Source organism: Edwardsiella sp. A.80236, assembly GCF_044540725.1.
GTDB lineage: Bacteria > Pseudomonadota > Gammaproteobacteria > Enterobacterales > Enterobacteriaceae > Edwardsiella > Edwardsiella tarda.
Genome location: NZ_JBIUCY010000017.1, coordinates 41105 through 67169, shown reverse-complemented (window position 1 = coordinate 67169; position 26065 = coordinate 41105). Strand labels below are relative to the sequence as shown.

The following is a 26065-nucleotide window of genomic DNA, read 5'->3' as shown; positions in this document are numbered from 1 at the left end:
CTATTGGGTCAGTTTATTGATGGAGAGAAAGCCGCCATAACTGTCGATGTTGTGCCGTAACTCACAGGCACGGCGTGTCTTACTGCATTGGTCGGCGGCGGGATCTTGAGTAGGTCGGTCGAGGGCATCCGCCACGGGGGGCCCCTGGTAGCCGCACTCTTCGCTGCGGTAGATCCACGCGCAAACGTCGGCCAGCATGATGCGCCCAGGGCAAAGGGCGCCGTCACTTTCCGTCGGTGCGGATAACACCACTCGCACGCTATCTCGCGTGACATTTACCACCTGCTCGATCCGGTAGTGTTGTACCTGTTCCTGCTCCGGATCAGCCTCGGGATTGCCCTGATAGAAGTTCACCGCATCCAAAAAGCGGGCATAGAGGGTACGGCGTATCACGCGGCCACCCACCAGCCCGTCGTAATCCTCGACCATAGCAGTAAGCAGACCAAAGAGATTGGAGAGGTGCAGTTCGGGACGGTTAGCCGGCCCGCGACCATTGAAGGTAAAGCCGCTACCGGTGACGGGATAGGCGATATACGTCCGTCCCTGCCAGACGATGTCTTGCCCCTTTTCATTGTGCTGGTTGGTGAAAAAATGACGCTCGCCGCCGATGGCGGTCAGATCGACCTCCCACACATCCAGGCGAGCGGATTGGCTCAGGCGACTCGCCTCCTGTTGCATCGATGACGGTATCATGCGACCACCTGTTCAAAGTCAGCGGTAAAGGTTAGCTTGCGCGCGTGACGAACCGACCGCCATTGGCGGCAGAGCACGTTGATCGGACGGTAACCGTACGGCGGTGTCCAACGAAACGCGTTGACGCCACCATGACGGGCGAAGAACGCCTCCAACTGCGCCCCCTCTGCGAGGGATGCCACTAAGGTCACGCTGTAGATCTTAAGATCGGCGTTCAAACCGTCAGGACGACGCTGCTCGTAACCATCGCCGAAACGGACTCGGCTGACCCGCGGCTGCGACACGATCACCAGATCGGGGCGGATTGGCCAGCGAAAGGTTTCCATCAGGGTTCTCCCAGTAAGCCGCCGTCACGCCGTTGCGTCGCCAAGTAGTCCGCCACGCTGCGCCGGCTCACCTCGTAGATGGCGGCCAAGGCCTGTGGGCCAATCTCTCCCCGCTGACCATCGTTGTTGATCGTGATGTTGTAGACCGGGGAGAAGTTGCTCTCCCGAACTACACCGCTGGCGACGACACCCAGCTTACCGTCCGCGGCTCGGCGCAGCGGTAAGATCGCCTCCGCCCCCGCTTCCCCCATGATCCCCGCGCCCTGCGCAAAAGCGAAGACGGTGGGATGACTGACTACCGTGCCACTGTAGCGATGAAGACTGGGCGTACGGTAGACGCCGCCGAGGGCATTGAAACGAAGATGGTTGTACATGCCGTTGTCAAAAGCATTACCGCCATATCCCTCATTGCTGCCACCTAACAGGCTGCGACCAAAATTCAACAACAAGCCCAAGGCTTTGGAGGTGGCGATGCGGAGCTCCATCTTGGCTAAATCGGTCAGCACCGAGGCGGCGAAGCTGCGAAACTCCAGCTTGCCCGTCAGGGCGAAGTGCGCCAGCGCGTCGCCCATGCCATCGAAGGCCCGGGTAAAGACCCCCTCGGTCAGCGTCGCCACCTGTTCCCCCTGCTCCGCCACATTATTCAGCGCCCGGATCGCGCCCAACTGCCAGTTGCTCTCCTGTGCATCGACCTGAGCGTGGTAGCGCTCTAACAACGCCAGACGTTGCGCCAAGTTATCCCGTAACGCCGCGGTAACCTGGCGATAGGCGTCGCTCTCCTGGGTCCCCTTGGCGCGGCTATCCCGCTCCAGTTGATCCAGGCGTGTTTGATAGTATTGGCGTAGGGCCAAGGCCTGCTGTAAACGCTGACGCGCCTGATTACCCAGTTGTGTGCCGGCCAGCAGGCTCTCTTGTTGGTAACGCGCTCTCTCCATCTCTTGGCTGGCTTGTTGGGCTAGCTGCTCTCCCTTCTGTTGCAGGGCATTTAACGCCTGTTGGCGCGCCAAGGCCGTCTCCCGCGCCATGTTTTGCGCCAAGAGAAGCTCCAGCTGTTGTCGATTGGCCAGCAGGCTCTTGTCGTTATCGCTCAGTTGACGCCCCTGCATATCGCTGAGGCGTTGCTGCAGTTGCAGCCGCTGCCGTTCGGCATCGAGCAACTGACTGCCATTAGCCTGACGTGCCGTCGCCAGCTCGGCATCGAGTTGGGCTTGGCGCTGACGGTACTGAGCTAACAGACGTTGCCCCTCGTCCTCCCGGGGCGCATGGCGACGATCCTGGCGGCTTTGGTAGCGACGACGCTCCTCCGCCAATGCCGCCTGCTTAACTGCTTCGCTGGCGGCGCTGTTACGGATCGCCTCGAGGCGGTGCTGATGTTGTTGCTCCTCACTTTCGTAGAGCGCCTGCCAATGGCGGTTGGCGGCTAACTGGCGCTTCTGCCGCTCCTGCTCCTGCCGCTCAGCCTTATCCCGGGCGGCAGCGACATCGCGCTGGTACTTCTCTTCCCGTAGGCGAGCCAACTGGGCATGATCTTGCTGATTGGCCGGAACGAACACCGCGCCGAATTGGCGCCCTCCGGCCTGGATCTGCTGCGCTAACGCCGCAATCCGCGCCTCTAATGTCTGCTCACGCCCCAGGTTTAGCATCGACTCCCAGGCGGCGGCAGCCGTGTCCGAAACGGCATGCCAAGCCGCCTCCAGGTAGCCTAAGTCGTCCCGGATTGCATGCGCTCGCTCATTTAGCGCGGAGGCATAGGCATCGATGGCGAGACGCGCGGCGTCACTGCGACGCCCTTGATCTTCCAGCGTGGCGATCTGCTGTAGGGTGGCAGCGCTCAGGAAGTGTAAGGCCTCATCCAGCGCTTGCACCGCGCTCAGCGGCTCCTGCTGCAGCCGCGTAAACTGGCTGATGGTCTCCTCGACCGATTGCCCGACGGCCTGCGCCATCTGGGCGGCGGCGCGAGCGACACGCGCAACCTGTGCATCGGAAAAGGCACCACTGCTCACCACCTGCGCCAGGGAATCGGCCATGCCGTGACGCGTGACACCGTCACCTGCCAGGCTCTGAGCTAGACGTTGTAGCTGCGACGTCGTCAGACCGGCATAGTGGCCAGTCAAGATTAGCCCTCGCTGAAACTGGCGCTGCTCCTGATCAGCCTGATACAGGGCATAGGCCCACGCACCACCTGCCCCCGCCAGACCGACCAGCAACAGACTCAGCGGGGAGATCACCTGACTCAAGGCAATAAAGGTATTACGGATCCCACCGAACGAATCCCGAACCTGGCCACCCTGCTGGATCAGGATCAGTAACGGGTTCTGGCCGCTGGCAAGCTGGGTCACCACGTCGGTCATCTGCATCGGTAGCAGGCGGAGCGCCATTTGATATTGGCCGTGGCTGATATTGAGGCGCTGCACCATTTTTTGCTGACGTTGTAGCGCCTCGGTACACCCCGTCGAGGCGGTTTTCAATAGACGCTCACGACTGATCACCCCTTGCAGGTTACGGTCGAGCACCTGCATATAACGGGCATATTCGGCTTGGGTCAGGTTCCCAGCCGCAAATTGTGCTTGAAGCTGGCGTTGCTGACGTTCTAGCTGTGTCAGTGCCCGGGTCGTGGGATCGATGGCTGACTTCAGACGGTTGAGGGCTATCTGCTCGGCCCGAGATAATGAGTCGAATGCCGACTGGGTCTGCTGCGCCGCCTCCCGACTGGCCTGCCCGATGAGTCCCAATTCGGCACGGGCTCGGGCTAACCCCTCCTGGAACTGCGCGGTGTCCGCATCCAGTCGGACTTCAAGTTGGCTGATCTGGGACATACCGTTCCCTCCCCATAAGGCCACTCGCCAACTGCATCAGCTGGGCGTCGTCTTTCTCCGGCGGTACGGTGGCGTGCATCAATAGCGTAAAGTCGGTGAGTGCGGGCCGGGCCTTGGCATCCACCAGCCGAACCAGCGTGCATTGCAGGGCGGCGAACTCCAGATCGAGCTGGGTATCGGCGAAGAGATGTTCGCGGTAGAACGACGCCCAGTCGCGCAGCTCACTGCAACTCATGCCGGCCAACATGGCGCACCAGTCAGGCCGGTGAAACTCACGCGCCAGACGCAGGATGAACGCCATCTCCGCCGCTAGGGCTTTGCGGCATCGGATCGCTCAGACGCTTCTTCTGGCGACCCCTCGTCCAACAGTTGACTCAACGCCAATACCCGTTGAGCCGCCTCCGCCAACAATTGGGCGGGCCAAGTCGCCATCAGTTGCTGCTGGCTTTCGGCCCGCTCCTCTGCCGTCTGCGTGGGGGCGTTACTCGCCAACGACATCGCCACTAACAACGCGTTGATCTGACAGTTGAGGTTGTTCATCTCCGCCAGATAGGCCATACCGCTAAGGCCCGCATCCGCATCAGGCGGCGGGTGTGCCGCCGCATAACGCAGGTATTCCACATGCTGTAAAGCCGTTAGCTCTCGCAGTACGACCTGCTCGTCGCCATAGCAAAATGTGTCATGCTTCAGTTGCATCATCCCTCCATTCATGTTGCGTTTTCAGGAAGTGAACCGACCTCGGCCAACGTCGGTTTGCCGCTGTGGGTGAAACGAATGGTACGGGTGATAGTTTCGTTCTGGCTTACGCTCTTGCCGAGCGCAGAGACGAAGCCATAGAAGATGTCGATCACTCCGTTCGGGTATTTCAGACGGTAAGCCATCACGCGGCCATCGTCGAAGGCCGCCAGCACTGCCTGCTGGCCGGGATCGCCCGGTAACCAGGCTAGGGTGAAGGTAGAGTCGCTGACGGATTTAATCCCCTGGGCATTACGCTTCCAGTCGGCATCATCGTCATCGATATAGTTATCTTCGTCCGTTTCGGCTTGCAGTTCACCCGGTTGGATATCTTTGACCTTGCCCAATCGCTGCCAGTCGTCGTCGTTGATGACATTGAGGCGTGCCATATCTTGGCCGGTGTAGATCCATAAGGTGGTACCACTGCCCTTCTGCGGGGTCGTTGTCGCTGTCATAGCTGCTCCTGTGTGTAACGGATTTGATATTGCAGATCGATCGCGCCCCAGATACCCAACTCCTCATCGCGCTGGTAGTCGCATGCCAATGGCGCCAGATCTCCGTCGAATGGAGTCAGTAGCGCCGGATCGGCCAGCAGTGGCGCCGCGTAACACTCCGCCCAGCGGTCTAAAGCAGCGTCCGGCTCACGCGCCCGCAGGAAAATCTGCACGTGTAACACGCCTGACCAGCTAACGCTGTCAAAGTAGACCGCCTCCGGTTGTAGATCACTGAGGTAGACGGCCACGGCAGGGAGTTCGGCCTCGCCATCGATAAAGCTGGGGCTGCCATCGAAAAAGTGGACCTGAGACTCGCCTTGCAGCGCCGTTTTCAGTCGATTGAGCACCCGTTGGCGAATGCGATGACGGATGGCGCCCTGCGGGGTCAACGCTGACGGCGGAGCAGTAACTGAAGTTGGCGCGCCATCGCCTGCTGTAACGCTTGAGGTAGGTTGTCTTGCCATAGTCTTTGGGTCTCCTCGCGAAAGGCGGTCGTGAGCGCATCCTTCACCGGGATCTTCACCACGTGGATGGGCATACGCGCCCGGCCATCGCGGCGTAGAACCTGCCAACGCCCCGTTTTTAGGTACTGGATGAAGGCGCCCGGTAGGGAGTGATGACCGACGTGCAGCACGCTGTCCCGCCGCCCAGGGATCCCCAAGATGCGTGCCGTCCCCAGATTGATCGCAGGAAAATCGCCGCGGTATACGCGGATACGCGCCTGTGGCCACTCCGTGTTGGCCTTAGCCTGAGTCAACCTGACTCGACGTTTCAGGCGCCGTACCGGTAGGCGTTTTTCACGCGCCACCCGTCGTAAACTACGGGTGATCGCCTTGGCGGCGAGCCGATTGACCACTTGGGCGCTGGCGCGCGCTAACTCCTTGCCCCCCAGATCCGTCAAGATGGCTCGCAGTTTGTCTTCACCTTTCATTGCGGCTCCAGTTGGATGACGTATTTGCCATTCTGACGATGGTAGCGGGCCACCCGATACTCGGCGCCTTGCCAAACCACCTCATCATCGCGTTGGGGGCGATAGGCGGCGCTGAAAATCATCAGTGTCGTCAGCTCCGCCTCGACAGAGCCAAACAGCGCCGGACTAGTGGCGGGTACCGCACAATACGGCAGCCCGTTGATCTGCACCCGCTCCCCCATTCGGGCCTGCGTCAACGCATCCAGCGAGGCCGCAAACTGGGTAAAAGGGCTAGGCATTGATCTTCACCGCCACCAGCGTCGTACCCGCTCCGGCGCTCGCCCAGGCTTTACCGGCATACACGGCGCCCGAGGCGGACAATTGCACCATGCCATTCTTCAGATGAAGTTTTTTCCCCGACTCGATCACATCGGACTCCAGTTTTGGCACCAGGAAGACGCCTTCGGTCAGCCCGACACCGGCATGATGAGGCTCGATGTGGCCGAGTGCGATGACCACCATATCCCCCAGCGCTACCAGCGCGCCGCTGGTAATGGCCGCCTCCCCAGCGTCGATGTCGATCGTACCGCCCCGTTGCAGATAGTTGTTCGCCATACTGTTCTCCTACCGGCCTGCGGCCGGATATCTCAAAATCCCTCATGGACGGTTAGGCGTCGCAGCGCACCAGACCGCGATGATCGATGGGCGAAACACCGGCATCGATGCGCACCTTACTGGTGATGCCATCCACCTCGAAGCCCTCCTGTTGGTCGATATAAGGGACATCTACACCGTTGAGGTAGGCGACCTCGATGGTGTCGCTTCCCTTGGCGGCCGCCAGGTAGTAGGTCGTAACGCTGCTATCGTCTAGGCGTGGCTCGGCGATGACGCTGGCGAAGTTCTGGATCGGGTTAATGACCCCGGCATTCACCTCGGCGCCCTTGACGCTGGCCGAGCGGATCACTTGGTTGGCGCTGGCCTCTAATGCGGTCGGGACTAAGACGAAGGCGGGACGGATGTTGAGATGACGCTGCCCCTCCTTTTGCCGGCGCATTAACTGGCGCGCCTTATCCAGGCTGGCGACGTCCATTGCCGCGCCGCTTAGGATGTTGCCGTGTTTCGCGCTATCAAACAGGACGATGCCGTCCGCCGACAGTTTCGGGTTGTTGAGCAGGATGGCATACACCAGATCGGCGATGGTGGCCTTAGCCGCCCGCCCCAGTTTCATCGGTACGTCGGTCAGCATATGCAAGTCGTCGTTGATGATGGCCTGGCGGGTCACGCTGAACAGCTCACCGAAGGTCGCCAGGGCGATCGTCGCCTGATGATCATCTAAGGTGACATACTTGAACTCCGCCCCTTCACGCACCTGGCGCAGTGAGGGGAAACCGCCCAACCCTACGCGATGCGCAACCTTGAAGTCGGAGAGACTGCCCTTGCGGGTCCACTGTTCGAAGGTCTCCGGCGCCTCCTCCCAGCCCTGTAAGATGGATTTGTGCGCCACATCGAGCAGGATGTTGCCGAAGTCAGAGGTGCTATGGGTAAAAGAGAGCCCGACCATCTGCATTGGATTGAGCCCCGCTATCCCCACGCCCCGATCGGTCAGCGAGCAACGCGACATCTCACGCAGCGTCATACCGTTGTAGGGGTTATCACGCTGACTCTCCTCAAAACCGGCGCGAACCAGCAGCGCCTGGCGAATGGCGTCGCCCGTGATGTTGCCGTTACCGACATGACCACCTGGGCGGTTCTGCGGAGCCTCCAGGACATTGCTCGCGCTGGCATTCTGGCCTAGGGCCGCTAACAGGCGGTCTTTCGCCTGCTCGATGCCACAATCGACATCGCCAATGCAGAGCATCATCAATTCGGTTTGTTGCTCACCAAATAGCGCGAACAACTCGCGGATAGCGTTGACGCGCTGGCGCTGCGCCTCACGCTCTTGGGCGCGGATCTGTACTTCGTCCGGCGCGGTGGTAGGCGTGGGCATCTCGCCGCTGTTGCGCGGCGGACTTACCATGTTGCGAATTGTCTTCGGCATATGCGCAAATTCCTCTAAGCGTTGGGATTGAAGAGCAGCCATGCGTTGCAGCGGTGCGGCGAGGGTGTCGGCGAAACCCTGTTCGACACACTCCGCACCCGATAGCCAGGTTTCCTGCTCTAACAGGGCGGCGATCGCCTCGCGACTCTGGCCAGATTTCTGCATGTAGGCGGGGATCAGTACCGTCTCTAGCTTGTCCAGCAGATCGGCGTAATCACGGATGTCATCGGCATCACCGCCGGCGATCCCCCAAGGTTTATGCAGCATCATCATGGCGTTTTCCGGCATGATGATGGGATCCCCGACCATGGCGATCACCGAGGCCATGCTGGCCGCCAAGCCATCGATGTAGACCGTCTTGCTTGCCGGGTGGTGACTCAGCAGGTTGTAAATGGCGATACCATCGAAGACATCGCCGCCCGGCGAATGGATATGTAGGTCGATGCGATCGACCTCACCCAAGGCCGTGAGACCATCGGCGAACTGGCGCGCGGAGATACCCCACAAGCCGATCTCATCGTAGATGCGGATTTCCGCCGTCCGGGGTGCAGTAGCACAGATACTGAACCAGCCCTTAACGCCGGCGGGTGCGCAACTGTTCCTCGGGGGATGGCGTGTCGTGACTGTCATCGGGGAAGCCTCCTTTGTCGTTGGCCGGATCGGTGTCGAAGACCAGACCCAGCTTGTGGTTTTCGTCTACTTCCGCCTTACGGCGGCGTTTCACTTCGGCGGGGGTGCCGCCACGGGCACGGACCCAATCGCTTTCCGTTGCCGAACCGCCACGGATCATCACGCGCCAGGCATTGGCCTCTTTCTGGGGATCGATCCACGGCATGACCGGCCCGCTGTAGACGGCATTATTCAAGGTCGCGGGGTCACTGTATGGCTCGGGTCGGATCACTCCACTGGCCAGCGCCATTGCCAGCCAGCGGCGGTACAACGGGCGACTGATCGCCGCGATGAAGGTATTTTGTAGGACGGTGTAGCCCTCTTGGGCCTCCACCAGCTCTTGGCGCTGGGCGCTGTAACTGCCGTCATAGTTGCGAGCGATGGAGGAAAAGCTACTGCGACTCCCGGCCGCGATCGCCCGCATCTGTCCCATGCGAAACGATTCCAGGTTGGGGTTAGGACGCTCGGATTTAATCAGGCCGATCTTCTCGCCTGGGCGGAGGCCATCGAAGACCATTCCCGGGGTCAGTTGAAGGTCGCGCGACATCTCGGTGTTATAGCTGCTCGGATCGTAGTCTATCCCCTCCCCGCGCTGGATATACATTCCCAGCGAGGCCGCGATGCGTGCCGCCAGCAGTTCGTTGTCCTCATACTCCTTGAGACCGGAAAGGCGCATGATGACCCCAGACAACAGCGAGACACCCCGCACCTGATGCAGCCGCCGGGTGAACTTGAGGTGTAGCATGCGCTCGGCGTCGATCTGTTTGCTTGCCGTCAGGCCGCCCGCACCGCGGGGATAATGCAGAAACACGCGATACGCCAGTGGCCGCATCCAGGCATTGAAGCGGATCCCCTGAACAATGCCCTGCGCTGGCTCGTTGTAGTCCAGCGGCACATAGTCAGGCTCTAGCGCCTCCAACCAGAAAGGAATGCCAGCAACCGGTGTCAAGCCGGGCGCCGCCCCCATGACCAATTGCGCGAAGACTTCGCCATCACGTAGCCAGGTGCGGAGCAGTAAACGCTCCAGCACCGGACGGGTGTATTGGCCACTGACATCTGGGCTAACCGACCATTCGGACCACGCTTGGCGGATCTGTTCGGCTAAAGGTTGGTCCAGTTCGCCGGTTCGTGTAAGGGGTTGCGGTTCGACGACGATGCCGCGGGCGCCAATGATGCGCTCCTCCAACTTGTCCAGGGCGCCGATGACCAAGTCATGGTTATTGTCGAGCCAGCGGGCCTGTTCACGCAGAGAACGCCCAGCAAACTGCACCAGTTGATCGGCACTGCGCCCTTCTCGTCGGGCGCGGTGAGTTCCCGTCGGTGTGACGGCTTCGAAGGCGCGAATGGCGTAGCGCGCGCTCAAACGGGATAGCTTCCAGGCTGGCGAGAGAAACCCTATCACCTCGTCGAGTAGGTTCATGAAAACCTCGCCGTGCGGTAAAGGGGGCGCCGTCCCGTCAAGTCCTGCAACTGCCGGGCTAGCTGCTCCCGCCCCTTGCGGATTTCGGCCAGGTTCTCCATCGTCATCGATTGGCCGTTGAGGGTGATCGACCGTCCCTTGAGTACGGCATGTTCAGCTTGTATATAGTCGTCATACAGGGCTTGTAAGATCGCGCGTTGTGTCTGGCTCATAGCCATCCTCCTCCTGATTGGCCGCCCCATGGGATCGGTTTCTGGCGTGGTGATGTTATGGTTGACGCCGGGTGTGGCGTCGGTGTGAGTGTTTCCGGCGCATTCTGCGGTAACCGCGCCCAGCGGGGCGGGCTCGCCCAATTGATGCGCTCATAACCGCGTAGGAGTGCCAACGCATGGGCATAACACAGCAGGTCGAATGCCTCGTTAGCGCCTTTCCCCGGCTTGCGCCATTTGCCATCAGCACCACGTTCTTCATAGGTCAGCTCCTCGTAAAACCATGCGCCGAGCCAATCAGGAAAATGCACGTAGTTCGGCCCCGGCGTTTCTCGTGCCAGTGCGCTAGCGATGCGATCTTTCAGCTGATTGGTCTGCAAGAGATACAGCGGGACCTCGCCACGAGCTCGTGCCCGGCGATCGCTGCGTTCGGTGTTGTCGGGATAGGTTTTGCTGATCAGCTTAGTGCGCGCTAATCCATCCCCCTTAAACAGATAGACCTGGCCGCCCACGCCATCGCGACGGCAGGCGCGCCAGAAGGCATAGGCGTTATCGGTGACGCCGTCTTCGCCTCCGGAATCGACGGCCATCGCCAAGATCGGTAACCGTCGCGTCCCCTCGCTATCGAGGGGATAGCTTTTCTCCAGGACATCGCTGCGCAGCAGCTGCCAGTCCTCGGGGTTGGCGGCAGGGTTGACAGGCAGACTCTCTCCTTGCTCATCGGCGCGCACAGAGTGACGGATGTTATAGCGATCGATGATCCAACGTTCGCCCTGGCTGCCATACCCCACTACCTGCACCACAAAGCGGGCGTTTTTGCCCCCCTGAACGTCGACGGCCGCCACCAGGAAACGGACACCGGGCGGGATAGTGCGCTTCGTCCACCCTTCGGCGCGCGCCATCAAGCTCTCGCTATTCTGGCCCCCCTGGGCTAGCCGGGACTGGTACGGCAATCCCCAGTCGGTGTTGATCACCGTACGCAGCGTCTCTTCGCTGCCAGTGGTTTCATATTCCTGTTCGGCGCTCAACAACTTGTTGACCAGTTGCGACCAGCTCTGATAGGCGGCCGCAGGCCCCTCCAACCAGAAAGAGGCGATACGTGACCGACGTGGTGTGCCGCTACGCTGACCATGGGAGTCGATACGCTCGCCGTCACGCAACCAGACACCCCGGTTATTCAGCAGACGTTTCTGTTCGGCGAGGATCACGCCTGCGCAGGATGGACATTGGAGATGCGCGGCCTCACTAGCCTGCATCAGATCGGCCTGCTCGCGGTATCCCGTCATGTTCTCCATGGCCGGCTGGAAATACTCGCCGCAGTGCGGACAGGGCCAGTACCAGCGGCGTCGATCGCCGCGGTTATAGAGCGCCAGGATGCCGGTCGTCGGTGGCGCCTCGTGTGGCGTGGTTCGACGCCATTTAGGGTTGATGACTTCCCGCCCCGGAGAGCTTTCTACCAGCGTCATTCCTGCGGACATGAAGGTGGTGGTACGCTTGGAAGCCAACGCGAAGCTGTCCCCTTCGCCATCGATGTTCTCCGGATAGCGGTCGTAATCCGTCAGCGCAACGCGCTTATAGTCAGAGGAGGAGAAAATATTGATCGAGGGCCAGCCGATTTTCAGAAAGGTACCGTCACTAAAGATCTTATCGTGGACGTTGTTGTCGTTGCGTATCGGGCTGAGGCGGCGTCTGACTGCCAGGCTATGGTGGAAGATACGCGCCAAGCGAGTCTTAGAGTGTTCGCGGGCCTTTCCCTCCGTCATCTGCACCACCAGCATATCGCCCGGATCGCAGACAATACCGTAAACAATCCAGCCATCCAGTAACCCCAGCGTTTTCCCCGTTCGCGAGGGCCCGGCGAAGATCACCGCGTCAAACTCACGCAGGGATAGGCAATTCATTGGCTCCAGCATGTAAGGCGTCAGCTCTGCCTCCCACGGCAACGAGCTGCCCGCGCCTACCGGAACGCGGAGATAACGCTTTACCGCCTCCGCCACCGCCATCCGACGAGGGGGACGGAACAGCGCGGAGATATCCTGCCCAATCCGCCGAGCGGAAGCCTGTTCAGTTCCCCTCCTCCTCATCATCGTCATCGCCATCGTCAACCTCCTCCTCTTGTTCATAGAGCGCGCTACAGGATTGATAGGTTTGCTGCTCTAACTCATCACGCAGCGCATCGATGATCGTCTGAGCCTGCGCCACCGCGAGCGCTGGCAAGGCGGCATCACGCTCTAACCGATCCGGCAGGGTTTCCAGCATCTGCACCACCGCCTTTACCATGCCGGCATACACGCTGATCACCTCATGAGCCGGGATCAGGTTACGCAGCTCCTTCTCCAGCCAGACCCGCGACTTCTCGGAGTCATACCAGTCCTTACGCTCTCGAGGCGTCATCAATTTAGGGTTCTGTTCAGCGGGGACGGACGGGGTTGTTTTGATTAGCTCAGCGATCACATCGGTCAGGTAATACAGCTTGTTCTTAGCATGACTACCCGGTGCTAGCGGAACGTGATGAAGACGGGAGACGATGGTTTGACGATGAGTCTGAGAGATAGCCGCCAGCTGATTGATGTTGAGCTTGAGGTTCTTCAGCTCATTATCCACCGCGCCTCCTATTGTAAATTCGTGTAAATGCTCTCCTGAATGGAATAAGTAAAGGGACAAACCGACATCATTTGACGATCGGCCTATTAAAAATCAGTAGGTTAACCCTATGATGATGATGACTATGGGATCGAAAAAATGCGCCGTTTCCCGCGCCCCCCGCCCCGTGGGGAGCAATTTTGGGGGGAAAGGACCCATATACATAATATGAATGAGAACCTATTAATCATTCATTTCTTAAATATTTATATATAATTATCTATGGCTCAAATTAATTAAGAAAGGAATTCATTTTGATTCGACACCCTGTTTCATCATCAAACATTCAATCTATAGGCTATGACCAGCTCAATATGGTTCTTGAAGTAGCTTTTCATAGTGGTGGGATTTATCAATACATGAGGATTCCATCAATGGTATATCAAAATCTAATGCAATCCGGCTCAAAAGGGGAATACTTCCATCGGCACATAAAAGACAGATACCGCTGGAGTAAGATACGCTAAGTTAATAAATTAAATTTCAATATCAGGCAAATACATCTGTATCTCACTCACCATCTTATCCCGGGCCGTATTCAATAACTGTTTGCGGCCACCCGATCCCCATCTGGCCATTTTGCTGGCACAGCGGCTTATCTCCCGAGTCTCCGCTTGGATAGCATGATCGAGTCTATTCAAATGGGACATAGAGTGAATGCCAAAACGCAGCATTGCCCTGAACACCTCATAGACCTCAATCTCAAACTCTGGCTTAATCCACGCAGCATAGCGAATTGCCAGTAACTCAATACCCCATACGCCAGGCTCATCACCACCACTGATTACTCTAATTGGTTGATTTTGTTCCAGAGTGCTTTTTTGCACTCTGGCTTTAAGCGCTTTGACAAAGCGCTTGATCTGCGCACTACGTAAAAACTGACTTGGCCTTTGCTGTTCGGTTGCCTCGCCATTCACCACCGCGGCGGCATGAAGATCATTCAGCGAGTAGCGTCCCCCCTCATCCACACGGACGGCGATGCCATTGACTAAAACAGTTGGGTATCTCATGGTCAGCTCCTTGTCATCATGAGTCTAAGCAAAAGGGCCACACTCCCTTTCACGGCGCCCGCGACTGCGTCACGGCATCATAGAGCCGCTCACAGGCAAGACCGGCGGCTCTAGCCCGGTCAGCATAGGCTGCCAACGCTGCATTGCGTTGGAGAGATTCACCGAGCACGTCGGCAAACAGAAATCCGGCAGCGGCGCTTGCCGGGCTGGCTCCATCAGCGGTGGAAACTCGGCAGGGGGAACGGTCTGCCAACTGCTGCCGCAATTGAGAAAGCGTACGCCGCAGGCGCTCAGCATCAGCGGTAGAGCGAGCAGCATCGGCTTTAATCTGTTCCAGTTGTTGATCCGCATTCTGTTTCACCTTAATCATGGCCTGCCAGCGACGTTGCTCTTCAGCCCGTTCGCCCCGCTCCCGATTTGCCCTGGCGCTCTCCTCATCCCGGTTGCGCGTCTCCCACTTAATCTGCCACGCCTGCTCAGCCAGGCGCTTACCGGCGGCATAACCGGCCGCATAGCGCCAGGTCGAGACGCCCCATAAAAGCAAAGCCACCAGCGAGATGATCGCCAGTGGCTTCCAGATATTGCTTAACATAATGAACTATCTCGAATTTATACGAGATCTCCGTCAGGGAAGTCGCCCAAGTCAGGGATAGTCAACTGAGTCAATTTCAATGCCAGAGCAGTGGCCTCTTTGACTCGCTTGATATCCCGCTTACGCTGCGCCATCAAACCACTGCCCTTTTGTACGGGACATCATACCAATGAGATGAGTACCTCTTGGTGGAAAAAGCCGTAACCTGACATGCTCCAATTCGTTGTTTTTATTGCTAACCGTCACTTTGGACAACGTCATCATGCTACCTTTTAGCCATTTTTCGAATGGCGCCCTCGGATATAAAGTACTGAGATCCGATAGCACGCAGGGAGATCTCACCGCCCTGGAGCGCCACTGCAATCACCTCCCAGTCCGGTTTTGTCATGATAGTTACCCTTAAATACTGCTATGCTAACAACCTAATATGTTTGGAGGTGTTAAGGAGCAAAACAATGTCAATTGAAATATTTAACTCAAAGAACAATACAAATAGTGAACAAGAGTATTTAGATTGGCTAGAAAGAAATCCTGGTGGATACGTTGTTAACCTAGAACAATATAGTGGTAACTCTACTCAGGGGAATTCGTACAGCGGCATGTGTATTCACCATGCAAATGGTCACACAATTAATTCATCTGGTAGCAATGAAAACTTTACCGTTAACTCATACCAAAAAATCTGCACATCCTCACTGGTTGAAGCTGAAGAAGAGGCAAGAAAAATATCAGGACGTGATGAAATCAAACATTGCACAAAATGCATGACTGAGAAAAACATATCGACCAAAGAGAAACGTTCAGCCAAGAATGCCGGAGATGCTGGTGAATATTACATCGCCTATATGTTGTCACGCCTCGGGATCAGTGCAGCCTTAACAACTAGTGGAACTAGTGCTGTTGATATACTTGCTACAGTTAATGGCGTTAAAAGTATTAGTATTCAAGTAAAAAGCTCATGGGCAAGAAGTCAACCACGGCAATGGATGGTTGGGAGCAAGCGCCCTCATGTTTCAGACTCTTTAATTTATATTTTTTGCAATATGTTTGAAGATATCGATATCGATAAAGCACCTGAAGTATTCATCGTTCCCAGTACAGATGTAGATGCTTCATCCACATGGCATCACAAAGCTCCACTGTTCAAAATAACGCCCGACACAGCACCGGGTTACCTGAATAACTGGAAGTTAATTTTAAACAAACTAATATAATTATAAGCCTAGCTATTTCTATAGTTAGGCTAACGTCAAAAGCACTATCGAGAAATATTTAAACCTACCACTTTCCTTTATGGGCATGGGCATGATCAAGTCTTAATGGCATAGCATCAGCATGCCCAAATGCACGTTCAAAAGCAGAAAGGTGACATGGCGTACATAAATAAACCTTCCCATAATTACTATCCGCGTATGCTCTAATAGGACTAATATAACAACCACACTCTGCGCAGTAATGTTTTTCGCTCACTATTTTCCCACGACGGACCTTCAAAATCAAAGGCCCATACTTACCAGTCACAAGGTTGTCATACTCTCCTGTTATACTATTATAACGCAATGGAATTATTGACCTTTTCACTTTTGAATCAGTTTTTTTCTGATGTTCGCCTAATGCTCTAAGGATTTTTCTCTGTGAGTATGGAGATAAGACAAAACCTTGAGTATCAACTTTTTTCATCAAGAGTCACCTTTACGATAAAAATAGCATAATAAATAAATACAACACCACTTGCAAACTCACTAATTAAACATTGTTCACAAATAAATTAGAAAAATATCGGTATGATTGATAATATTTGACTATTATCACTATATATTTTTAAATTAATTATCATTCTACTGATGTTATAGGACTACCCGCTCCCGCACCCAGCCATACAGAAACGACTCGTTCTGCACCCGCTGCTCGGCCAACGCCAGATAACGCTCACCCTGGCTACAATTGAGCGCCCGTAACAGCACCTGCTCACCCTCTTCTCCTCGGGCATCCAGGTAGGCACGCAGCGCCGACAATGTCCGTGGCCCAATCACCCCATCGGCACTGATATCTGGATACAAGCGTTCGCCATCGTTAAAGGCGGTCAGCCAGCGCTGTAGCCACTTACTGGGCACCGACGGCCCCATGTTGACGCCGGTATCGCACAGTTCGGCAGCCACCCGCGCAGAGAGCTCCGCCACCTGGTCAAAACGGGGTCCCGACCAGTAGTCGCTTTCATAGATTTTCAGCGCCTGCGCCCGCGTTAAATTGCGCATATCGCCGATATAGCCGTGGGCCCGAGCGACTTTTTCCGTGATCCCCCACTTGGTCGGCCCACCCTTGTCGTGAGGGTGATCGACGTACCCCCCTTCACGCCCCAGTAAGGCATCAAAAATTTGATCCTTGGTGAGTGCCATAATTACCGCTCCTTGTCTGTCGCTAGTCCCAGCTTGCGGTGCAAGATGTACAAGGCAAAATGCTGTACCTGCTGCACACCGATAAAACCAATGGCACCGCCGATCGCCGGGGTCAGCGACTTGGGGAGGTTAAAATAGTCCAGCGTCGCCACCACGGTCAGCGTCAGGGCACCACATAACACTCCCTCTAACGCCGTTTGCTTCCAGCCGCCGCCCAGGTAGGTCACCCGGACAGCCGCCGTCAGAATGGCCAGTAATACGCCGCCTACCGGGGTCTCCCCTTGCCACCAGCCCCACAACAACTCCTTCCACTCCAACCAACTTCCTGGGTTATGGTGCATATGCCATCTCATTACCCCGCGCTGGGGAAATTTGGATAGAAAAAACCCCGGCATTTGCCAGGGGTCGCCAGGATTCGCAGTATTACATTACAATGCAAATAATATTCATGCTGTACATGTGGCCCAAATAGCCCAAAACTCGACAACAGGTATACAAGCACATAGCTGTCGGAGTGCTCCACCAGCCACCCACTTCACAGCAAGATTTCGTCAGCATGTTGGCGGAGCTTAAATCTCACGCTCTTTCCGCCGTTATCATCAGCCAACCCCGCTATCGTGCCAGTATCAACTGGCATCTTGCCTCAGTCATCCCCGTAATCCGCATCATCTCAAACAATGACATCCACCCCTCAGAACCCGTAAAAAGGCGGATTTCGATGATTAAGTGATGTGACGTAGCAACCACTCTTAACACACTACACAACAAAATGCGGCCCGCGTTAGTGATTTTTTTGTGCTTATCCGGTACGTTCTACATATTGGGAAAAGGAGATTCTATCAATGATTAAGGCCATCACTAAACGCGCCATTTCTGCAGGCCATATAAAAGTATCTGACCACCTTCGCTTCAGCCTGAAAGCTGATGCAGTCAACTGCTTCGGCCGTGAAATAAAATCGCTGCAATGTGGGGGAACATTTACCGGACGACATGATTTCTGGGTATGGTTTCCAGACACGGATAACCAAGAGTGGTCAAATGAAATTAGCAGATGTGGCACAAAAATATACGAGCGAAAAAAAGGTGATGCGGCGGAAGCTGAAGCTTATCTGAAAAAACAAATTTCAGACAATAAAAAGCATCATGTATTTTTAAGAAGTAAAGTAGGAAACTCAACATACTATACCTATCGAGGCACCTTCCAATTATCAATAGAATGCTCTCTCGCTGAAAAGCGCGCTGTATGGACTCGCTATGATACTCAAGCAGAAACGTACGCCGTATAACTGATAACCACAAGCCAGCCCCCCAGCCCAACGGGGGGCAGTTTTAAATATTTTATACCTTCCCCTCCATTTCTAAACAGATATCCAGCATAGACAAACACCCCTCAATGAATCCCTCTGCAAGCAACATTTCTACACGTATCTGCTTTTCGCATTTCTTCCGATGTTTGGCAATCTTCCGTTTTGAAATGCCATAGAGGTAATGAGCTACCAGCAGAGAGTGCTCATCTGGCTTTCGTTTCTTTAACTGGGCCAGACACCCCTCAATGATAAGGCCATCATCATCCGTACATGACAGCCTCATTTTACCCTTTTGGGGCAATAGTCCTTTGAATCCGGCGGCAATGTGAGAATAGTCTACCCCTGCGTGATCAGAAGCAGCCCATCCTCCCCAACACTCCAATACTTTCGAAATATCACGCATCCACACGCTCCACACATTACGCCTTCACTATGGCTCCTATCCCCAACGCCCTATTCAGAAATTGCACCAACAACACCAACTGGCTGCCGTTCCTCTGCTCCCAGCCACCCACATCACGATGTAACTCGTCATGGCACCGCCGGCACAGCGGGATCACGAACAAATCATGCGTCTTAGTTCCTATGCCCCCCAACCCCAATCCCGCATTGATGATGTGATGTGGGTCATCGGCAGGGTTTCCGCAGGCACTACATGGCTGTGTCTTCACCCAGCGCAAATATGTCGTACTCTCCCAACGCTGTAGCTTAGGACGTAACATAAACCCGGCAAGAGGCGCTTCGTCACCCACCAGCGTAATGATTCCCTTAACCATATTAACCTCGATAAATGTCACTTATGTTTTTTACACATAAGCCTTTCACCTCATATCAATAACATGTAATAATAAAGAATCATTCACCCAAACAAACCAATATAATGTTTTCAGAAAAATATAGCTTTTCAGCATGGCCAAATCGTGACATCCCTGATGTTGCCGCTGGTGTATATATCATTTGGGAAAAAGATGTCCTTATTTACTGTGGAATGTCAGGGCGAGAGATAGAGAAGAATCTACATAAGAAAAAATATGGGTTAATCACCAGGCTCAATAGCCATGCATCTGGACGGCTAAGTGGTGATCAATTTTGTGTCTATATCGCAAATCGCTTTGTCATACCCAGCCTAACACTGGAGGAGTTGAACCAGTTTTCTTCTGGAAAGATCACACTTGATATGAAAACAAAACAATATATACACACGCATCTTGATTATCAGTTCACGCTTACAAGCTCAAGCGCAGAGGCGTATGCTATAGAAATTGAGGCCCGTAGTGGCGCACTTCTAGGGGAAAAACCCTTTCTCAACCCACTCTAAACAAATGCTGAATTTAAAATACAACGTCGGGAGGTATCACTCAGAAGGATAAACTAAGATATCACTACGCATTAGCATCAGGAGGATATCGTACGATCCTTGCTTATCGTTATAGCCTAAATGATCTCCTAATTTTTTCGCATCACACTCAACATTCTCAAGCAAATATTTCGCACCATCAATCGCTCGATCATGCAAAACACCTACCCGCCACAAATATGGATGACTGGCTATCCCCTTCAAATATCCACCATAGACTAGTGCCAAAAATGTGACTCTCGGACAGCCTTTTCGCTGCACAGACACATTCTCTGTAACTTCCTCCATGGCACTTTGCCAAGCGGCTAAAGGCTCTATGCTGTATGAGCATAAGCTATCATATGCTATTAATGCTGCCTTGGCGTATAGCCCCATAATTAGTCACCAAATAATACGCTGTCATTTCAAACCGCTTATCAATCATGAACGACTTAGTTTAGGTATACATGCTACTGCCTAAATCATCTCGCTTACGTGCAATCGCTCAAGTTATGGGAAAAAGACTGAAGGTGTGGGCTTTCCCACGCCCACACCTTATCACTATCTCGTAAAGCCTCGTTCCCGAAAGCCACCAAACAGACGGCCCTTATTTGGCCCGGCAAAGCAGACATTCAAGCCACGCTCCTCACTGCGCCCTTTAAGCATATCGTTCAGCGTTGAGAGATAGCTGCGTACCGTAGCCAACTCTTTCTGCATCGCCACAAACTGTCCTGTGATGTCATACATGGCATGGATGCGGATCTTGGCGCCGGTAATGTCATGGCCATCCCGCTCCAGTGCCTCAAGCAGCTCTAGTTCCGGAGCTCGATTACGAATATCCAGAATAACGCGCGGCGTCATCCAAGCATTGGCCAAGCCACGATCATGTGGGTCGGCGCACTCCAGAGGGAAATGGTAGCGGGAGCGATTGGTGAGCGGCACCAGCGCCTCCCCATCCAACGTTAGTCGAGCAACCAGAGAGAGCGCATCGGTGAACTGATCAGCAGCGATCGCCTTGTAGCTTACACCGAAGTGCGACTTGAGCGCCGACCACAGACTGATGGCCGCCTTAGCGCGTTTACTCTGTGGCAAGGCATCGATCCGAGATTTGACCAACGCCTTGATCGCGCCCTGCTGCTCGATAGTCAGATGGACAGTAGGGAGCGAATGAGGCTGACGGAGCATCGCCTCCATGCGGTTGAACTCGGCGATGTACGCCTCTTTGAACGCGGCGGCACGCTTACCGGTAAAGCCCATGACCAGAAAGACGAAACCATCTTTGGTCATCTCGTAGTAGACCACTTGGCGCTCAGCACCACTGCCTATCGATTTATTTTTAACCATCCGCGAAAAGTTGCGGATGGTGAAATCTTTTGAGCAATCAAGGGATTCTACTTTTTGCACGACGTGATGAGCTTGCTTACCAAAATAGGCAGCGACGTCATCGGTAGTTGTCACCGCCTTGCCATCGTGGATCGACACTTTGGGAGGGCGGGTAATGTTTGAGGCGTGAGAGATGGTCATAGCTTGTATCCTTTTCTAGAGGATACCCGAATGGCTCGGGTGGCCGAGTGCTAGAAACTTGTACAAGCGGCAAGCGGGCTTATTCCCATTGCTGGTATTGTATTCGCCCACACTCGGCCATATCCGAAATATGACCATAAAAAATCCGCATGTCTGACAGGTGCGGGTTCCGGCTTGCAGGTGTTTCTAGCACCTGAACGGACTATACCCCCGACATCGCGGATAAAACTAATTCCAATTTATGATACTTTAATTACAAATCATATAATTGCAATACGCCCCCTCTATGCCTCATCCTGCAAAGGCTCGTCGCACCGGTTAGCCGCCACCATTCGTGGATCGATGCTTGCGCTCCTGAACGCCCCCATCTGTGCGCAGTAATTACGCTGCTGGACAGCGTGCTCCACCAGCACGTCATCGGTGCAATGCTCGATAACCTGCATCCACTCATGGCCAGCGCGACGCCATAAGCCTCGCTGCTCGCACCGTTCGGCATTGAGCATATGCTCCTGGATCTGGCGCAAGTTGTGGTGACGCCATACGGTGGACTTACCCCTCATGCTCACCTCCCCGTAACCGCTGGCGGATCTGCTCCAGAAACGCCACACCGACCTGATAAAATCCGGCCCCCCCGGTGGAATCAAGCTGATCGGCTATCGCGGGTGGACGCTGCACATGCACCAGCTGCTTCACCGGTGTCGGGATACGCTGGCCAGCACGGATATTCCGTTCCCAACGTTGCATCTGCGCCTTGATGGCCCGCAGTACCTCGGCCTCGGTGTAGTTGTAACGGTACATGCGCTGGCGCACATCCAGCACCACCCAGTACATCACCGGGTGTACCCAGTCGAACGCCTCCGGAGAGGCGAAGCGGGCCTTATCGCGAGCATAACGGTGGAACTCAGCCAGCACCTCATCGTCAGAGGGCAATCCACCTGCACCTCGCCCCCCCTCACGACACCACTCCATGAAGCGCCCGCAGGAGGGCCAGAAATCCCCACCGTGCTGGCGGGCCATGCTGACACCGGCCTTGACCTGCTCCAGCGTCGTAATCCCCCCTTCCGCGAACGCCGTGATCCACTGGCGCTTCATCGCCGCCACCTCATCCGGTGCGGCAAACACCGTATTACGCGACGCCGGGAACAGCAGCAGCAGATTTTCAAACAGCACATCCACCAGCTTTTCAGCGTTACCGTTCACCACCCGCTCCTGAAGGGGCTGACCCGCCAGGCGGGACAGTGCGACTGCATCCCGGCGCTGTACGGCAGAAACCAGATTTTTCATAGCACGTTCTCCCATCCCTGCTCCGTGTTCCAGTCTGCCCCCAGCAGGGTTTTCAGTGAGCGATCCTGCACACCCGCTCCCGGTGCCCCCAGGCGGATCACCAGCTCATCCCATTTTTCGCGCAGCTTCGCCGGGCTCAGTACGTTGCGACACCAGAACGGATCACGGTTTACTCGGCCAAACAGCTCGCAAATCTGGCGGTGAGTACGCCCATCCTGATGGCACATCAGGCGCACCTCGTTGGCCCAAACCGTCCAGTTGGGCGCCTTCGGCCTGACGACCTCCCCGTCATCCTCGGCGGCCAGCTCGTACAGCCGGACGATACGCCCCCAAATCCACTCGGCGCAGGTCAGATCCTCCTGCCGGCCCCACAGGCGCTTCTTGGCACTGAACACCACCGCCTCTGGATGACGAGACAAAAAATCATGATCGCTATCAGGCTCGTCCGGTTGCGCAGCGTCCGGACAAGAAGGTTTTTTATTCTCTTGTGTATTCTCTGTGTAATCTCCTGTATGAAAGTTTGCGGGATCCCCGCAGACTTGTTGGGGGGATTGCACCGATCTAGATTGTGGGGTTTCCAGATTGTGGGAATGCACCGATCTAGATTGCGGGGTTTCCACATTCTGGGATTGCACCATTCTGGATTGCTCGGAGTGTGCCTGGCCGGGTTGCGAGGGTTCGCTATTTTGAATATCCCTCGTTCTGGTTTTAGCTGTCGGCGCAGGCGTTGCCCCGGGTGTGGCCGCCTCCAATAGCAACGCCTCAAGGCGTGCTACATTGATACGGTAATGCAAGGTCGCAGGAACGCCACGGCGCGCTTCATCCAGCACACCTAGCGCAACTAAACGCTTGCGAGCGGTTTCCTGCTCATCGCGAGTTAACGCGGTTTCAGTCGTAATATCCGCCTGGGTCTTATACATCCATTCGCCACCCATACGGTTATGCCAGTAGATCATCTGGGAGAGAAATACGGCCGCAACCGGGCCCGCCTTGACCTTCCCTGCCCTCAGTTTCGCCAGCGCTGGGTTATAGGCGATGGGGCGATCCAATATCTGAATCAAGCTGCTCATCCCTGGTACCTCCTGAACTTGGCGTTAAACACCACCAGCGGTGATGCACAACCCCACTCATAGCCAGGACGACGGTAGAGAACCCGCTGGCTTTCCCTTTCATAACCTGTGATGCGAACCACCACGCCATTGCGATCTTGGTAATAGCTTCCCTGCTTAGGTATGCGCATCACATACCTCCCCACCCTTGACGGCAGTACTCTACCGTCCAGCGAGCTAACGTGTAGTTGCAGGGCCACCAGCACCCCAGTACATTCACTTCATAGCGGTAATCCTCGCGCTCGGGCAGAACGCGGCAACGTAGCCGGAGTAGTCCGGCAGTTGGTGTGTGCATGGCTAATCCTCCGTGACAGGATCGCCGCTGCTACTACGCCTTATGCAGGGCGATGATTGCGCGGACATATGCATCGCGTGCCGCCACGTACTGGCTGTGCAGCGCAAGGATGTCCCGCTCTTCAGATGAGTTGATAATGCCGTCGCTGATGGAGTGCTGAATCGCAAGATCAACCTGCCCCTTATGCGCCGCCGTCAGCGTCGCCAGAGTAAACAGTTCGACGGGATCTAACTCGTCGCGCGATTGCACGCGTACCGTGATGCGGCCGCGACGCGCCGCAAAGTAGTCCGCTAAATGGTGGGTGTTCGATAGATCCTCCATCGCCTCTAAGTCATGGCGATCGAAGAACTTGCAGCCGTTTTTCTCATATAGCCGATTGTTAAAGCTCGTTGGTGACATCCCCAGCGCGCCGGCCATCGCCGCTCGCCCGCCAGGCATCGATTCACACATCGCCTTTACGGCATCTTTGATGTCTCCCATGGGTTTTCCCCCGGGTGGTCACGCCAATAGGCTAAGTGCCCTGATGGCGCCTGTGTTTGATAGGCGTGGCAAAGCCACAGCCAATAGAGATTGGTTATTCGGTGTTGGTATCCGCGTTGTCGGCGGCTTCCATAGAGCCGGGTGGCTCGTTGGTTAAAGAGCGGTGATGCGGTGAATCAAGAAGACTTTTGGTAAAAACAAGGTGAATACTTCAGCTTCCCAGCTGTTATTCTGTGCAGCTTCAATGCCGCTCTCTCTGGAATCAATGTCTTCCACTGAGAGACAGCCGAGTCGCTCACTTGGAGCGCCTGGGCCACAGCACGCTGGCTACCGAAGTGCTTCACCACGGTCTGCTTCAGCATCTGTGAACCTCCATATTAAAGTCTTCTTCACTTATAAGCCATAAGGAATCTTCAGTCAATAACGTTTAAGATTGCTTAACATGACGATGACTACGATGGGTTCCCGCATCCTAAAGCGGAGGAAAGAGCTGAAGCTCAGCCAGGTTACGCTCAGCAAGGCTGTCGGCGTATCTAACGTTGCCATCTCCCAATGGGAACGGGATGAAACCACACCAAGAGGGGATGCGCTATTGGCGCTCGCTCGGGAGTTGTTATGCCCGGCAGAATACTTAGTCAATGGTACTCCTGCCGACACCCCTATCGCGATTCCCGTCGCGCTACAACCCAAGGGAAAGTATCCCCTACTCAGTTGGACGCTAGTCAATCACGGAAGCCTCGCCATTCGCTCCTATACACGCGAGAAGGCTGAGCATTGGTACTCCACGACAGTTGACTGCTCAGCCGCTTCATTCTGGTTAACGGTAGAAGGCGACAGCATGACAGCCACAGCGGGCCTTAGCATTCCCGAAGGTACCGCCATCCTCGTCGATCCAGATAGAAACCCAACGAATGGGAAACTTGTGGTCGCCGCTTCCCCCTCTGGCGATGAGGCTATCTTCAAACGGTATATCCTCGACGTTGGTAAGAAATACCTCAAACCTTTAAATACGATGTATTCCATGGTTGAGATAAACGATAATTATGAAATCATCGGTGTTGTCGTTGAAGCCCGAATCTCAATCCCCTGATTAATACAGGATACAAATAATTAAATCAAAATTAAATTATCTTAATAATCACTCATCACATCCACTAAATTTTCTTCAAAAAAGCTTGATTTTATTTTAAGCCGCCTTAAATTTATCCCATGCTCTTTAGCCAACGAGCCTCAGGCTCTACGGAAGGTGCCGACAACGCACCGCCCACTGACTCCGCTCCCGATGACTTCGGTGTGTGTGGAGCATGCCGTCTTCTCCACATCACCTAAGTCACCATCATCCACTGTCGTTAGCGTCATCTATCCAGGAGGGATTATGACCACGATCACCAGGGGAAACTCCGTCAATCCGGCACATCCAAACGCACGCCAACGCCGCCACGAACGCCGCAAAGCTCAGGCCATACAACGCGAGTTACTTGAATCCCGGATCTACCATGCGCTAGGTTTAAAATTAGCGCACTGCCCTGCCCTAAACCGGGCAGAAATCGCCAGCCAGCGCGAGTCGCATCGAGTAGATGTGATCGTACTGTGCGCCGGCAAGCGACAACCGCCACAACCCAGCTGGAATAACTGCTGTTTGGCACAGGTGGCGCTGTATAGGGTGTTGTGACAATGGCGAGTGCAATCTACTAACCAAACGTCCGCTAAGAGCGAAAAGCAGACGTTATGGTATGTCAATCAAACAAGAGGAAGTGACCTGCTCCCCGTTGTTGGTAT

At 55.2% G+C, this 26065-nt stretch carries 36 protein-coding genes and 1 pseudogene; 6 read left to right on the top strand and 31 right to left on the bottom strand.

The window, feature by feature from the left end; translation table 11 throughout:
- The 15 genes from ACEQFP_RS14130 to ACEQFP_RS14060 are packed head-to-tail and all read right to left on the bottom strand — an operon-like array spanning position 1 to position 12914.
- Complete coding sequence (locus tag ACEQFP_RS14130) at positions 1–693, bottom strand: phage minor tail protein L (protein ID WP_370547483.1); 693 nt, start codon at positions 691–693, stop codon at positions 1–3.
- Positions 690–1019: a phage tail protein gene (locus ACEQFP_RS14125; RefSeq protein WP_370547482.1), complete on the bottom strand. Its 330-nt coding sequence runs from the start codon at positions 1017–1019 to the stop codon at positions 690–692. The genes ACEQFP_RS14130 and ACEQFP_RS14125 overlap by 4 nt, the downstream gene beginning before the upstream one ends.
- Positions 1019–3835, bottom strand: a complete 2817-nt coding sequence (locus ACEQFP_RS14120; RefSeq protein WP_370547481.1) for a phage tail tape measure protein — start codon at positions 3833–3835, stop codon at positions 1019–1021. The genes ACEQFP_RS14125 and ACEQFP_RS14120 overlap by 1 nt, the downstream gene beginning before the upstream one ends.
- Positions 3813–4136, bottom strand: coding sequence for a phage tail assembly protein T (locus tag ACEQFP_RS14115; protein ID WP_370547480.1), 324 nt, complete (start codon positions 4134–4136; stop codon positions 3813–3815). Before ACEQFP_RS14115 ends, ACEQFP_RS14120 begins: the two co-directional genes overlap by 23 nt.
- A gap of 8 nt (positions 4137–4144) precedes the next feature.
- Positions 4145–4534 (bottom strand): phage minor tail protein domain-containing protein, encoded by a 390-nt coding sequence (locus ACEQFP_RS14110; protein WP_370547479.1) that lies wholly within the window; start codon positions 4532–4534, stop codon positions 4145–4147.
- Positions 4535–4542: 8 nt separating this feature from the next.
- Positions 4543–5025: a phage tail tube protein gene (locus ACEQFP_RS14105; RefSeq protein WP_052761412.1), complete on the bottom strand. Its 483-nt coding sequence runs from the start codon at positions 5023–5025 to the stop codon at positions 4543–4545.
- Positions 5022–5453 carry a phage tail terminator protein gene (gene gpU, locus ACEQFP_RS14100; protein ID WP_370547478.1) on the bottom strand — a complete coding sequence of 144 codons (432 nt, stop codon included), beginning with the start codon at positions 5451–5453 and terminating at the stop codon, positions 5022–5024. Before gpU ends, ACEQFP_RS14105 begins: the two co-directional genes overlap by 4 nt.
- On the bottom strand, positions 5450–5995 hold the full coding sequence (locus tag ACEQFP_RS14095; RefSeq protein WP_047059840.1) for a phage tail protein: 546 nt from the start codon (positions 5993–5995) through the stop codon (positions 5450–5452). The genes gpU and ACEQFP_RS14095 overlap by 4 nt, the downstream gene beginning before the upstream one ends.
- Entirely contained in the window at positions 5992–6273 is a 282-nt protein-coding gene (locus ACEQFP_RS14090; RefSeq protein WP_109728187.1) for a hypothetical protein, read from the bottom strand. The genes ACEQFP_RS14095 and ACEQFP_RS14090 overlap by 4 nt, the downstream gene beginning before the upstream one ends.
- Entirely contained in the window at positions 6266–6589 is a 324-nt protein-coding gene (locus ACEQFP_RS14085) for a DUF2190 family protein (protein ID WP_370547477.1), read from the bottom strand. Before ACEQFP_RS14085 ends, ACEQFP_RS14090 begins: the two co-directional genes overlap by 8 nt.
- A gap of 52 nt (positions 6590–6641) precedes the next feature.
- Positions 6642–8642, bottom strand: coding sequence for a ClpP-like prohead protease/major capsid protein fusion protein (locus ACEQFP_RS14080; protein ID WP_370547476.1), 2001 nt, complete (start codon positions 8640–8642; stop codon positions 6642–6644).
- On the bottom strand, positions 8587–10101 hold the full coding sequence (locus ACEQFP_RS14075) for a phage portal protein (RefSeq protein ID WP_370547475.1): 1515 nt from the start codon (positions 10099–10101) through the stop codon (positions 8587–8589). Before ACEQFP_RS14075 ends, ACEQFP_RS14080 begins: the two co-directional genes overlap by 56 nt.
- Positions 10098–10313, bottom strand: coding sequence for a primosomal replication protein PriB/PriC domain protein (locus ACEQFP_RS14070; RefSeq protein ID WP_068872328.1), 216 nt, complete (start codon positions 10311–10313; stop codon positions 10098–10100). The genes ACEQFP_RS14075 and ACEQFP_RS14070 overlap by 4 nt, the downstream gene beginning before the upstream one ends.
- The gene (locus ACEQFP_RS14065) at positions 10310–12409 is read right to left on the bottom strand and encodes a phage terminase large subunit family protein (protein WP_370547473.1); all 2100 of its coding nucleotides are present in this window, start codon (positions 12407–12409) and stop codon (positions 10310–10312) included. Before ACEQFP_RS14065 ends, ACEQFP_RS14070 begins: the two co-directional genes overlap by 4 nt.
- The gene (locus ACEQFP_RS14060; protein WP_370547472.1) at positions 12375–12914 is read right to left on the bottom strand and encodes a DUF1441 family protein; all 540 of its coding nucleotides are present in this window, start codon (positions 12912–12914) and stop codon (positions 12375–12377) included. Before ACEQFP_RS14060 ends, ACEQFP_RS14065 begins: the two co-directional genes overlap by 35 nt.
- Before the next feature lie 293 nt (positions 12915–13207).
- Here ACEQFP_RS14060 and ACEQFP_RS14055 point away from each other — a divergent pair, with 293 nt between their 5' ends.
- Positions 13208–13420: a KTSC domain-containing protein gene (locus ACEQFP_RS14055; RefSeq protein WP_071842144.1), complete on the top strand. Its 213-nt coding sequence runs from the start codon at positions 13208–13210 to the stop codon at positions 13418–13420.
- 9 nt (positions 13421–13429) lie between these two features.
- Here the strand turns inward: ACEQFP_RS14055 and ACEQFP_RS14050 are convergent, their stop codons facing one another.
- Both ACEQFP_RS14050 and ACEQFP_RS14045 read right to left on the bottom strand, forming a co-directional pair.
- Positions 13430–13963, bottom strand: a complete 534-nt coding sequence (locus tag ACEQFP_RS14050) for a KilA-N domain-containing protein (protein WP_047059834.1) — start codon at positions 13961–13963, stop codon at positions 13430–13432.
- Between the two features lie 49 nt (positions 13964–14012).
- Entirely contained in the window at positions 14013–14555 is a 543-nt protein-coding gene (locus ACEQFP_RS14045; protein WP_370547470.1) for a DUF2514 family protein, read from the bottom strand.
- Positions 14556–15010: 455 nt separating this feature from the next.
- On the opposite strand from ACEQFP_RS14045, the gene ACEQFP_RS14040 reads away from it, so the two are divergent.
- Positions 15011–15769: a hypothetical protein gene (locus ACEQFP_RS14040; RefSeq protein WP_370547469.1), complete on the top strand. Its 759-nt coding sequence runs from the start codon at positions 15011–15013 to the stop codon at positions 15767–15769.
- A gap of 64 nt (positions 15770–15833) precedes the next feature.
- On the opposite strand, the gene ACEQFP_RS14035 is transcribed toward ACEQFP_RS14040, so the two are convergent.
- From ACEQFP_RS14035 to ACEQFP_RS14025, 3 genes are all read right to left on the bottom strand, one after another.
- The gene (locus ACEQFP_RS14035) at positions 15834–16235 is read right to left on the bottom strand and encodes a hypothetical protein (RefSeq protein ID WP_370547467.1); all 402 of its coding nucleotides are present in this window, start codon (positions 16233–16235) and stop codon (positions 15834–15836) included.
- 167 nt (positions 16236–16402) lie between these two features.
- Positions 16403–16951, bottom strand: a complete 549-nt coding sequence (locus ACEQFP_RS14030; RefSeq protein WP_370547466.1) for a glycoside hydrolase family 108 protein — start codon at positions 16949–16951, stop codon at positions 16403–16405.
- Between the two features lie 2 nt (positions 16952–16953).
- Complete coding sequence (locus ACEQFP_RS14025) at positions 16954–17292, bottom strand: phage holin, lambda family (RefSeq protein WP_370547465.1); 339 nt, start codon at positions 17290–17292, stop codon at positions 16954–16956.
- Between the two features lie 501 nt (positions 17293–17793).
- On the opposite strand from ACEQFP_RS14025, the gene ACEQFP_RS14020 reads away from it, so the two are divergent.
- Positions 17794–18237: a hypothetical protein gene (locus tag ACEQFP_RS14020; protein ID WP_370547463.1), complete on the top strand. Its 444-nt coding sequence runs from the start codon at positions 17794–17796 to the stop codon at positions 18235–18237.
- A gap of 52 nt (positions 18238–18289) precedes the next feature.
- On the opposite strand, the gene ACEQFP_RS14015 is transcribed toward ACEQFP_RS14020, so the two are convergent.
- Together ACEQFP_RS14015 and ACEQFP_RS14010 are read right to left on the bottom strand one after the other, a co-directional pair.
- Positions 18290–18661, bottom strand: coding sequence for an antiterminator Q family protein (locus ACEQFP_RS14015; RefSeq protein WP_370547461.1), 372 nt, complete (start codon positions 18659–18661; stop codon positions 18290–18292).
- 16 nt (positions 18662–18677) lie between these two features.
- Positions 18678–19013: pseudogene (locus ACEQFP_RS14010) on the bottom strand (DUF968 domain-containing protein); the annotation flags it as partial.
- A gap of 125 nt (positions 19014–19138) precedes the next feature.
- Here ACEQFP_RS14010 and ACEQFP_RS14005 point away from each other — a divergent pair.
- Positions 19139–19576, top strand: coding sequence for a hypothetical protein (locus tag ACEQFP_RS14005; RefSeq protein ID WP_098142616.1), 438 nt, complete (start codon positions 19139–19141; stop codon positions 19574–19576).
- Positions 19577–19612: 36 nt separating this feature from the next.
- Here ACEQFP_RS14005 and ACEQFP_RS14000 read toward each other — a convergent pair whose 3' ends face one another.
- The 9 genes from ACEQFP_RS14000 to ACEQFP_RS13960 form a co-directional block, all read right to left on the bottom strand.
- Complete coding sequence (locus ACEQFP_RS14000) at positions 19613–19990, bottom strand: DUF6979 family protein (RefSeq protein ID WP_127519431.1); 378 nt, start codon at positions 19988–19990, stop codon at positions 19613–19615.
- Positions 19991–20155: 165 nt separating this feature from the next.
- Positions 20156–21118, bottom strand: a complete 963-nt coding sequence (locus ACEQFP_RS13995; RefSeq protein ID WP_370547459.1) for a Rha family transcriptional regulator — start codon at positions 21116–21118, stop codon at positions 20156–20158.
- 284 nt (positions 21119–21402) lie between these two features.
- The gene (locus tag ACEQFP_RS13990; RefSeq protein ID WP_370547457.1) at positions 21403–21678 is read right to left on the bottom strand and encodes a PerC family transcriptional regulator; all 276 of its coding nucleotides are present in this window, start codon (positions 21676–21678) and stop codon (positions 21403–21405) included.
- Positions 21668–22402 (bottom strand): replication protein P, encoded by a 735-nt coding sequence (locus tag ACEQFP_RS13985; RefSeq protein WP_370547456.1) that lies wholly within the window; start codon positions 22400–22402, stop codon positions 21668–21670. The genes ACEQFP_RS13990 and ACEQFP_RS13985 overlap by 11 nt, the downstream gene beginning before the upstream one ends.
- Positions 22399–23472, bottom strand: coding sequence for a primosomal protein I (locus ACEQFP_RS13980; protein WP_370547455.1), 1074 nt, complete (start codon positions 23470–23472; stop codon positions 22399–22401). Before ACEQFP_RS13980 ends, ACEQFP_RS13985 begins: the two co-directional genes overlap by 4 nt.
- Positions 23469–23642, bottom strand: coding sequence for a DUF4222 domain-containing protein (locus ACEQFP_RS13975; protein WP_083275005.1), 174 nt, complete (start codon positions 23640–23642; stop codon positions 23469–23471). Before ACEQFP_RS13975 ends, ACEQFP_RS13980 begins: the two co-directional genes overlap by 4 nt.
- Entirely contained in the window at positions 23642–23806 is a 165-nt protein-coding gene (locus tag ACEQFP_RS13970) for a hypothetical protein (RefSeq protein ID WP_370547454.1), read from the bottom strand. The genes ACEQFP_RS13975 and ACEQFP_RS13970 overlap by 1 nt, the downstream gene beginning before the upstream one ends.
- A gap of 33 nt (positions 23807–23839) precedes the next feature.
- A complete protein-coding gene (locus ACEQFP_RS13965; protein WP_109728208.1) occupies positions 23840–24286 on the bottom strand; it encodes a YmfL family putative regulatory protein in 447 nt (148 codons plus the stop codon).
- A 176-nt stretch (positions 24287–24462) separates the two neighbouring features.
- Positions 24463–24648, bottom strand: coding sequence for a Cro/CI family transcriptional regulator (locus ACEQFP_RS13960; protein ID WP_070245634.1), 186 nt, complete (start codon positions 24646–24648; stop codon positions 24463–24465).
- Between the two features lie 80 nt (positions 24649–24728).
- Between ACEQFP_RS13960 and ACEQFP_RS13955 the strand changes: the two genes are divergently transcribed.
- Both ACEQFP_RS13955 and ACEQFP_RS13950 read left to right on the top strand, forming a co-directional pair.
- Positions 24729–25376: a LexA family protein gene (locus ACEQFP_RS13955; RefSeq protein WP_370547452.1), complete on the top strand. Its 648-nt coding sequence runs from the start codon at positions 24729–24731 to the stop codon at positions 25374–25376.
- Positions 25377–25661: 285 nt separating this feature from the next.
- The gene (locus ACEQFP_RS13950) at positions 25662–25958 is read left to right on the top strand and encodes a hypothetical protein (protein WP_370547450.1); all 297 of its coding nucleotides are present in this window, start codon (positions 25662–25664) and stop codon (positions 25956–25958) included.
- The last annotated feature ends 107 nt before the right edge of the window (positions 25959–26065 follow it).

Bases quoted from the DNA above. Each gene is read 5' to 3' on its own strand.
- ACEQFP_RS14130 (WP_370547483.1), bottom strand. From the start codon at position 693: ATGATACCGTCATCGATGCAACAGGAGGCGAGTCGCCTGAGCCAATCC.
- ACEQFP_RS14125 (WP_370547482.1), bottom strand. From the start codon at position 1,019: ATGGAAACCTTTCGCTGGCCAATCCGCCCCGATCTGGTGATCGTGTCG.
- ACEQFP_RS14120 (WP_370547481.1), bottom strand. From the start codon at position 3,835: ATGTCCCAGATCAGCCAACTTGAAGTCCGACTGGATGCGGACACCGCG.
- ACEQFP_RS14115 (WP_370547480.1), bottom strand. From the start codon at position 4,136: ATGGCGTTCATCCTGCGTCTGGCGCGTGAGTTTCACCGGCCTGACTGG.
- ACEQFP_RS14110 (WP_370547479.1), bottom strand. From the start codon at position 4,534: ATGATGCAACTGAAGCATGACACATTTTGCTATGGCGACGAGCAGGTC.
- ACEQFP_RS14105 (WP_052761412.1), bottom strand. From the start codon at position 5,025: ATGACAGCGACAACGACCCCGCAGAAGGGCAGTGGTACCACCTTATGG.
- ACEQFP_RS14095 (WP_047059840.1), bottom strand. From the start codon at position 5,995: ATGAAAGGTGAAGACAAACTGCGAGCCATCTTGACGGATCTGGGGGGC.
- ACEQFP_RS14090 (WP_109728187.1), bottom strand. From the start codon at position 6,273: ATGCCTAGCCCTTTTACCCAGTTTGCGGCCTCGCTGGATGCGTTGACG.
- ACEQFP_RS14085 (WP_370547477.1), bottom strand. From the start codon at position 6,589: ATGGCGAACAACTATCTGCAACGGGGCGGTACGATCGACATCGACGCT.
- ACEQFP_RS14080 (WP_370547476.1), bottom strand. From the start codon at position 8,642: ATGACAGTCACGACACGCCATCCCCCGAGGAACAGTTGCGCACCCGCC.
- ACEQFP_RS14075 (WP_370547475.1), bottom strand. From the start codon at position 10,101: ATGAACCTACTCGACGAGGTGATAGGGTTTCTCTCGCCAGCCTGGAAG.
- ACEQFP_RS14070 (WP_068872328.1), bottom strand. From the start codon at position 10,313: ATGAGCCAGACACAACGCGCGATCTTACAAGCCCTGTATGACGACTAT.
- ACEQFP_RS14065 (WP_370547473.1), bottom strand. From the start codon at position 12,409: ATGGCGATGACGATGATGAGGAGGAGGGGAACTGAACAGGCTTCCGCT.
- ACEQFP_RS14050 (WP_047059834.1), bottom strand. From the start codon at position 13,963: ATGAGATACCCAACTGTTTTAGTCAATGGCATCGCCGTCCGTGTGGAT.
- ACEQFP_RS14045 (WP_370547470.1), bottom strand. From the start codon at position 14,555: ATGTTAAGCAATATCTGGAAGCCACTGGCGATCATCTCGCTGGTGGCT.
- ACEQFP_RS14040 (WP_370547469.1), top strand. From the start codon at position 15,011: ATGTCAATTGAAATATTTAACTCAAAGAACAATACAAATAGTGAACAA.
- ACEQFP_RS14035 (WP_370547467.1), bottom strand. From the start codon at position 16,235: ATGAAAAAAGTTGATACTCAAGGTTTTGTCTTATCTCCATACTCACAG.
- ACEQFP_RS14030 (WP_370547466.1), bottom strand. From the start codon at position 16,951: ATGGCACTCACCAAGGATCAAATTTTTGATGCCTTACTGGGGCGTGAA.
- ACEQFP_RS14025 (WP_370547465.1), bottom strand. From the start codon at position 17,292: ATGCACCATAACCCAGGAAGTTGGTTGGAGTGGAAGGAGTTGTTGTGG.
- ACEQFP_RS14020 (WP_370547463.1), top strand. From the start codon at position 17,794: ATGATTAAGGCCATCACTAAACGCGCCATTTCTGCAGGCCATATAAAA.
- ACEQFP_RS14015 (WP_370547461.1), bottom strand. From the start codon at position 18,661: ATGCGTGATATTTCGAAAGTATTGGAGTGTTGGGGAGGATGGGCTGCT.
- ACEQFP_RS14005 (WP_098142616.1), top strand. From the start codon at position 19,139: ATGTTTTCAGAAAAATATAGCTTTTCAGCATGGCCAAATCGTGACATC.
- ACEQFP_RS14000 (WP_127519431.1), bottom strand. From the start codon at position 19,990: ATGGGGCTATACGCCAAGGCAGCATTAATAGCATATGATAGCTTATGC.
- ACEQFP_RS13995 (WP_370547459.1), bottom strand. From the start codon at position 21,118: ATGACCATCTCTCACGCCTCAAACATTACCCGCCCTCCCAAAGTGTCG.
- ACEQFP_RS13990 (WP_370547457.1), bottom strand. From the start codon at position 21,678: ATGAGGGGTAAGTCCACCGTATGGCGTCACCACAACTTGCGCCAGATC.
- ACEQFP_RS13985 (WP_370547456.1), bottom strand. From the start codon at position 22,402: ATGAAAAATCTGGTTTCTGCCGTACAGCGCCGGGATGCAGTCGCACTG.
- ACEQFP_RS13980 (WP_370547455.1), bottom strand. From the start codon at position 23,472: ATGAGCAGCTTGATTCAGATATTGGATCGCCCCATCGCCTATAACCCA.
- ACEQFP_RS13975 (WP_083275005.1), bottom strand. From the start codon at position 23,642: ATGCGCATACCTAAGCAGGGAAGCTATTACCAAGATCGCAATGGCGTG.
- ACEQFP_RS13970 (WP_370547454.1), bottom strand. From the start codon at position 23,806: ATGCACACACCAACTGCCGGACTACTCCGGCTACGTTGCCGCGTTCTG.
- ACEQFP_RS13965 (WP_109728208.1), bottom strand. From the start codon at position 24,286: ATGGGAGACATCAAAGATGCCGTAAAGGCGATGTGTGAATCGATGCCT.
- ACEQFP_RS13960 (WP_070245634.1), bottom strand. From the start codon at position 24,648: ATGCTGAAGCAGACCGTGGTGAAGCACTTCGGTAGCCAGCGTGCTGTG.
- ACEQFP_RS13955 (WP_370547452.1), top strand. From the start codon at position 24,729: ATGACGATGACTACGATGGGTTCCCGCATCCTAAAGCGGAGGAAAGAG.
- ACEQFP_RS13950 (WP_370547450.1), top strand. From the start codon at position 25,662: ATGACCACGATCACCAGGGGAAACTCCGTCAATCCGGCACATCCAAAC.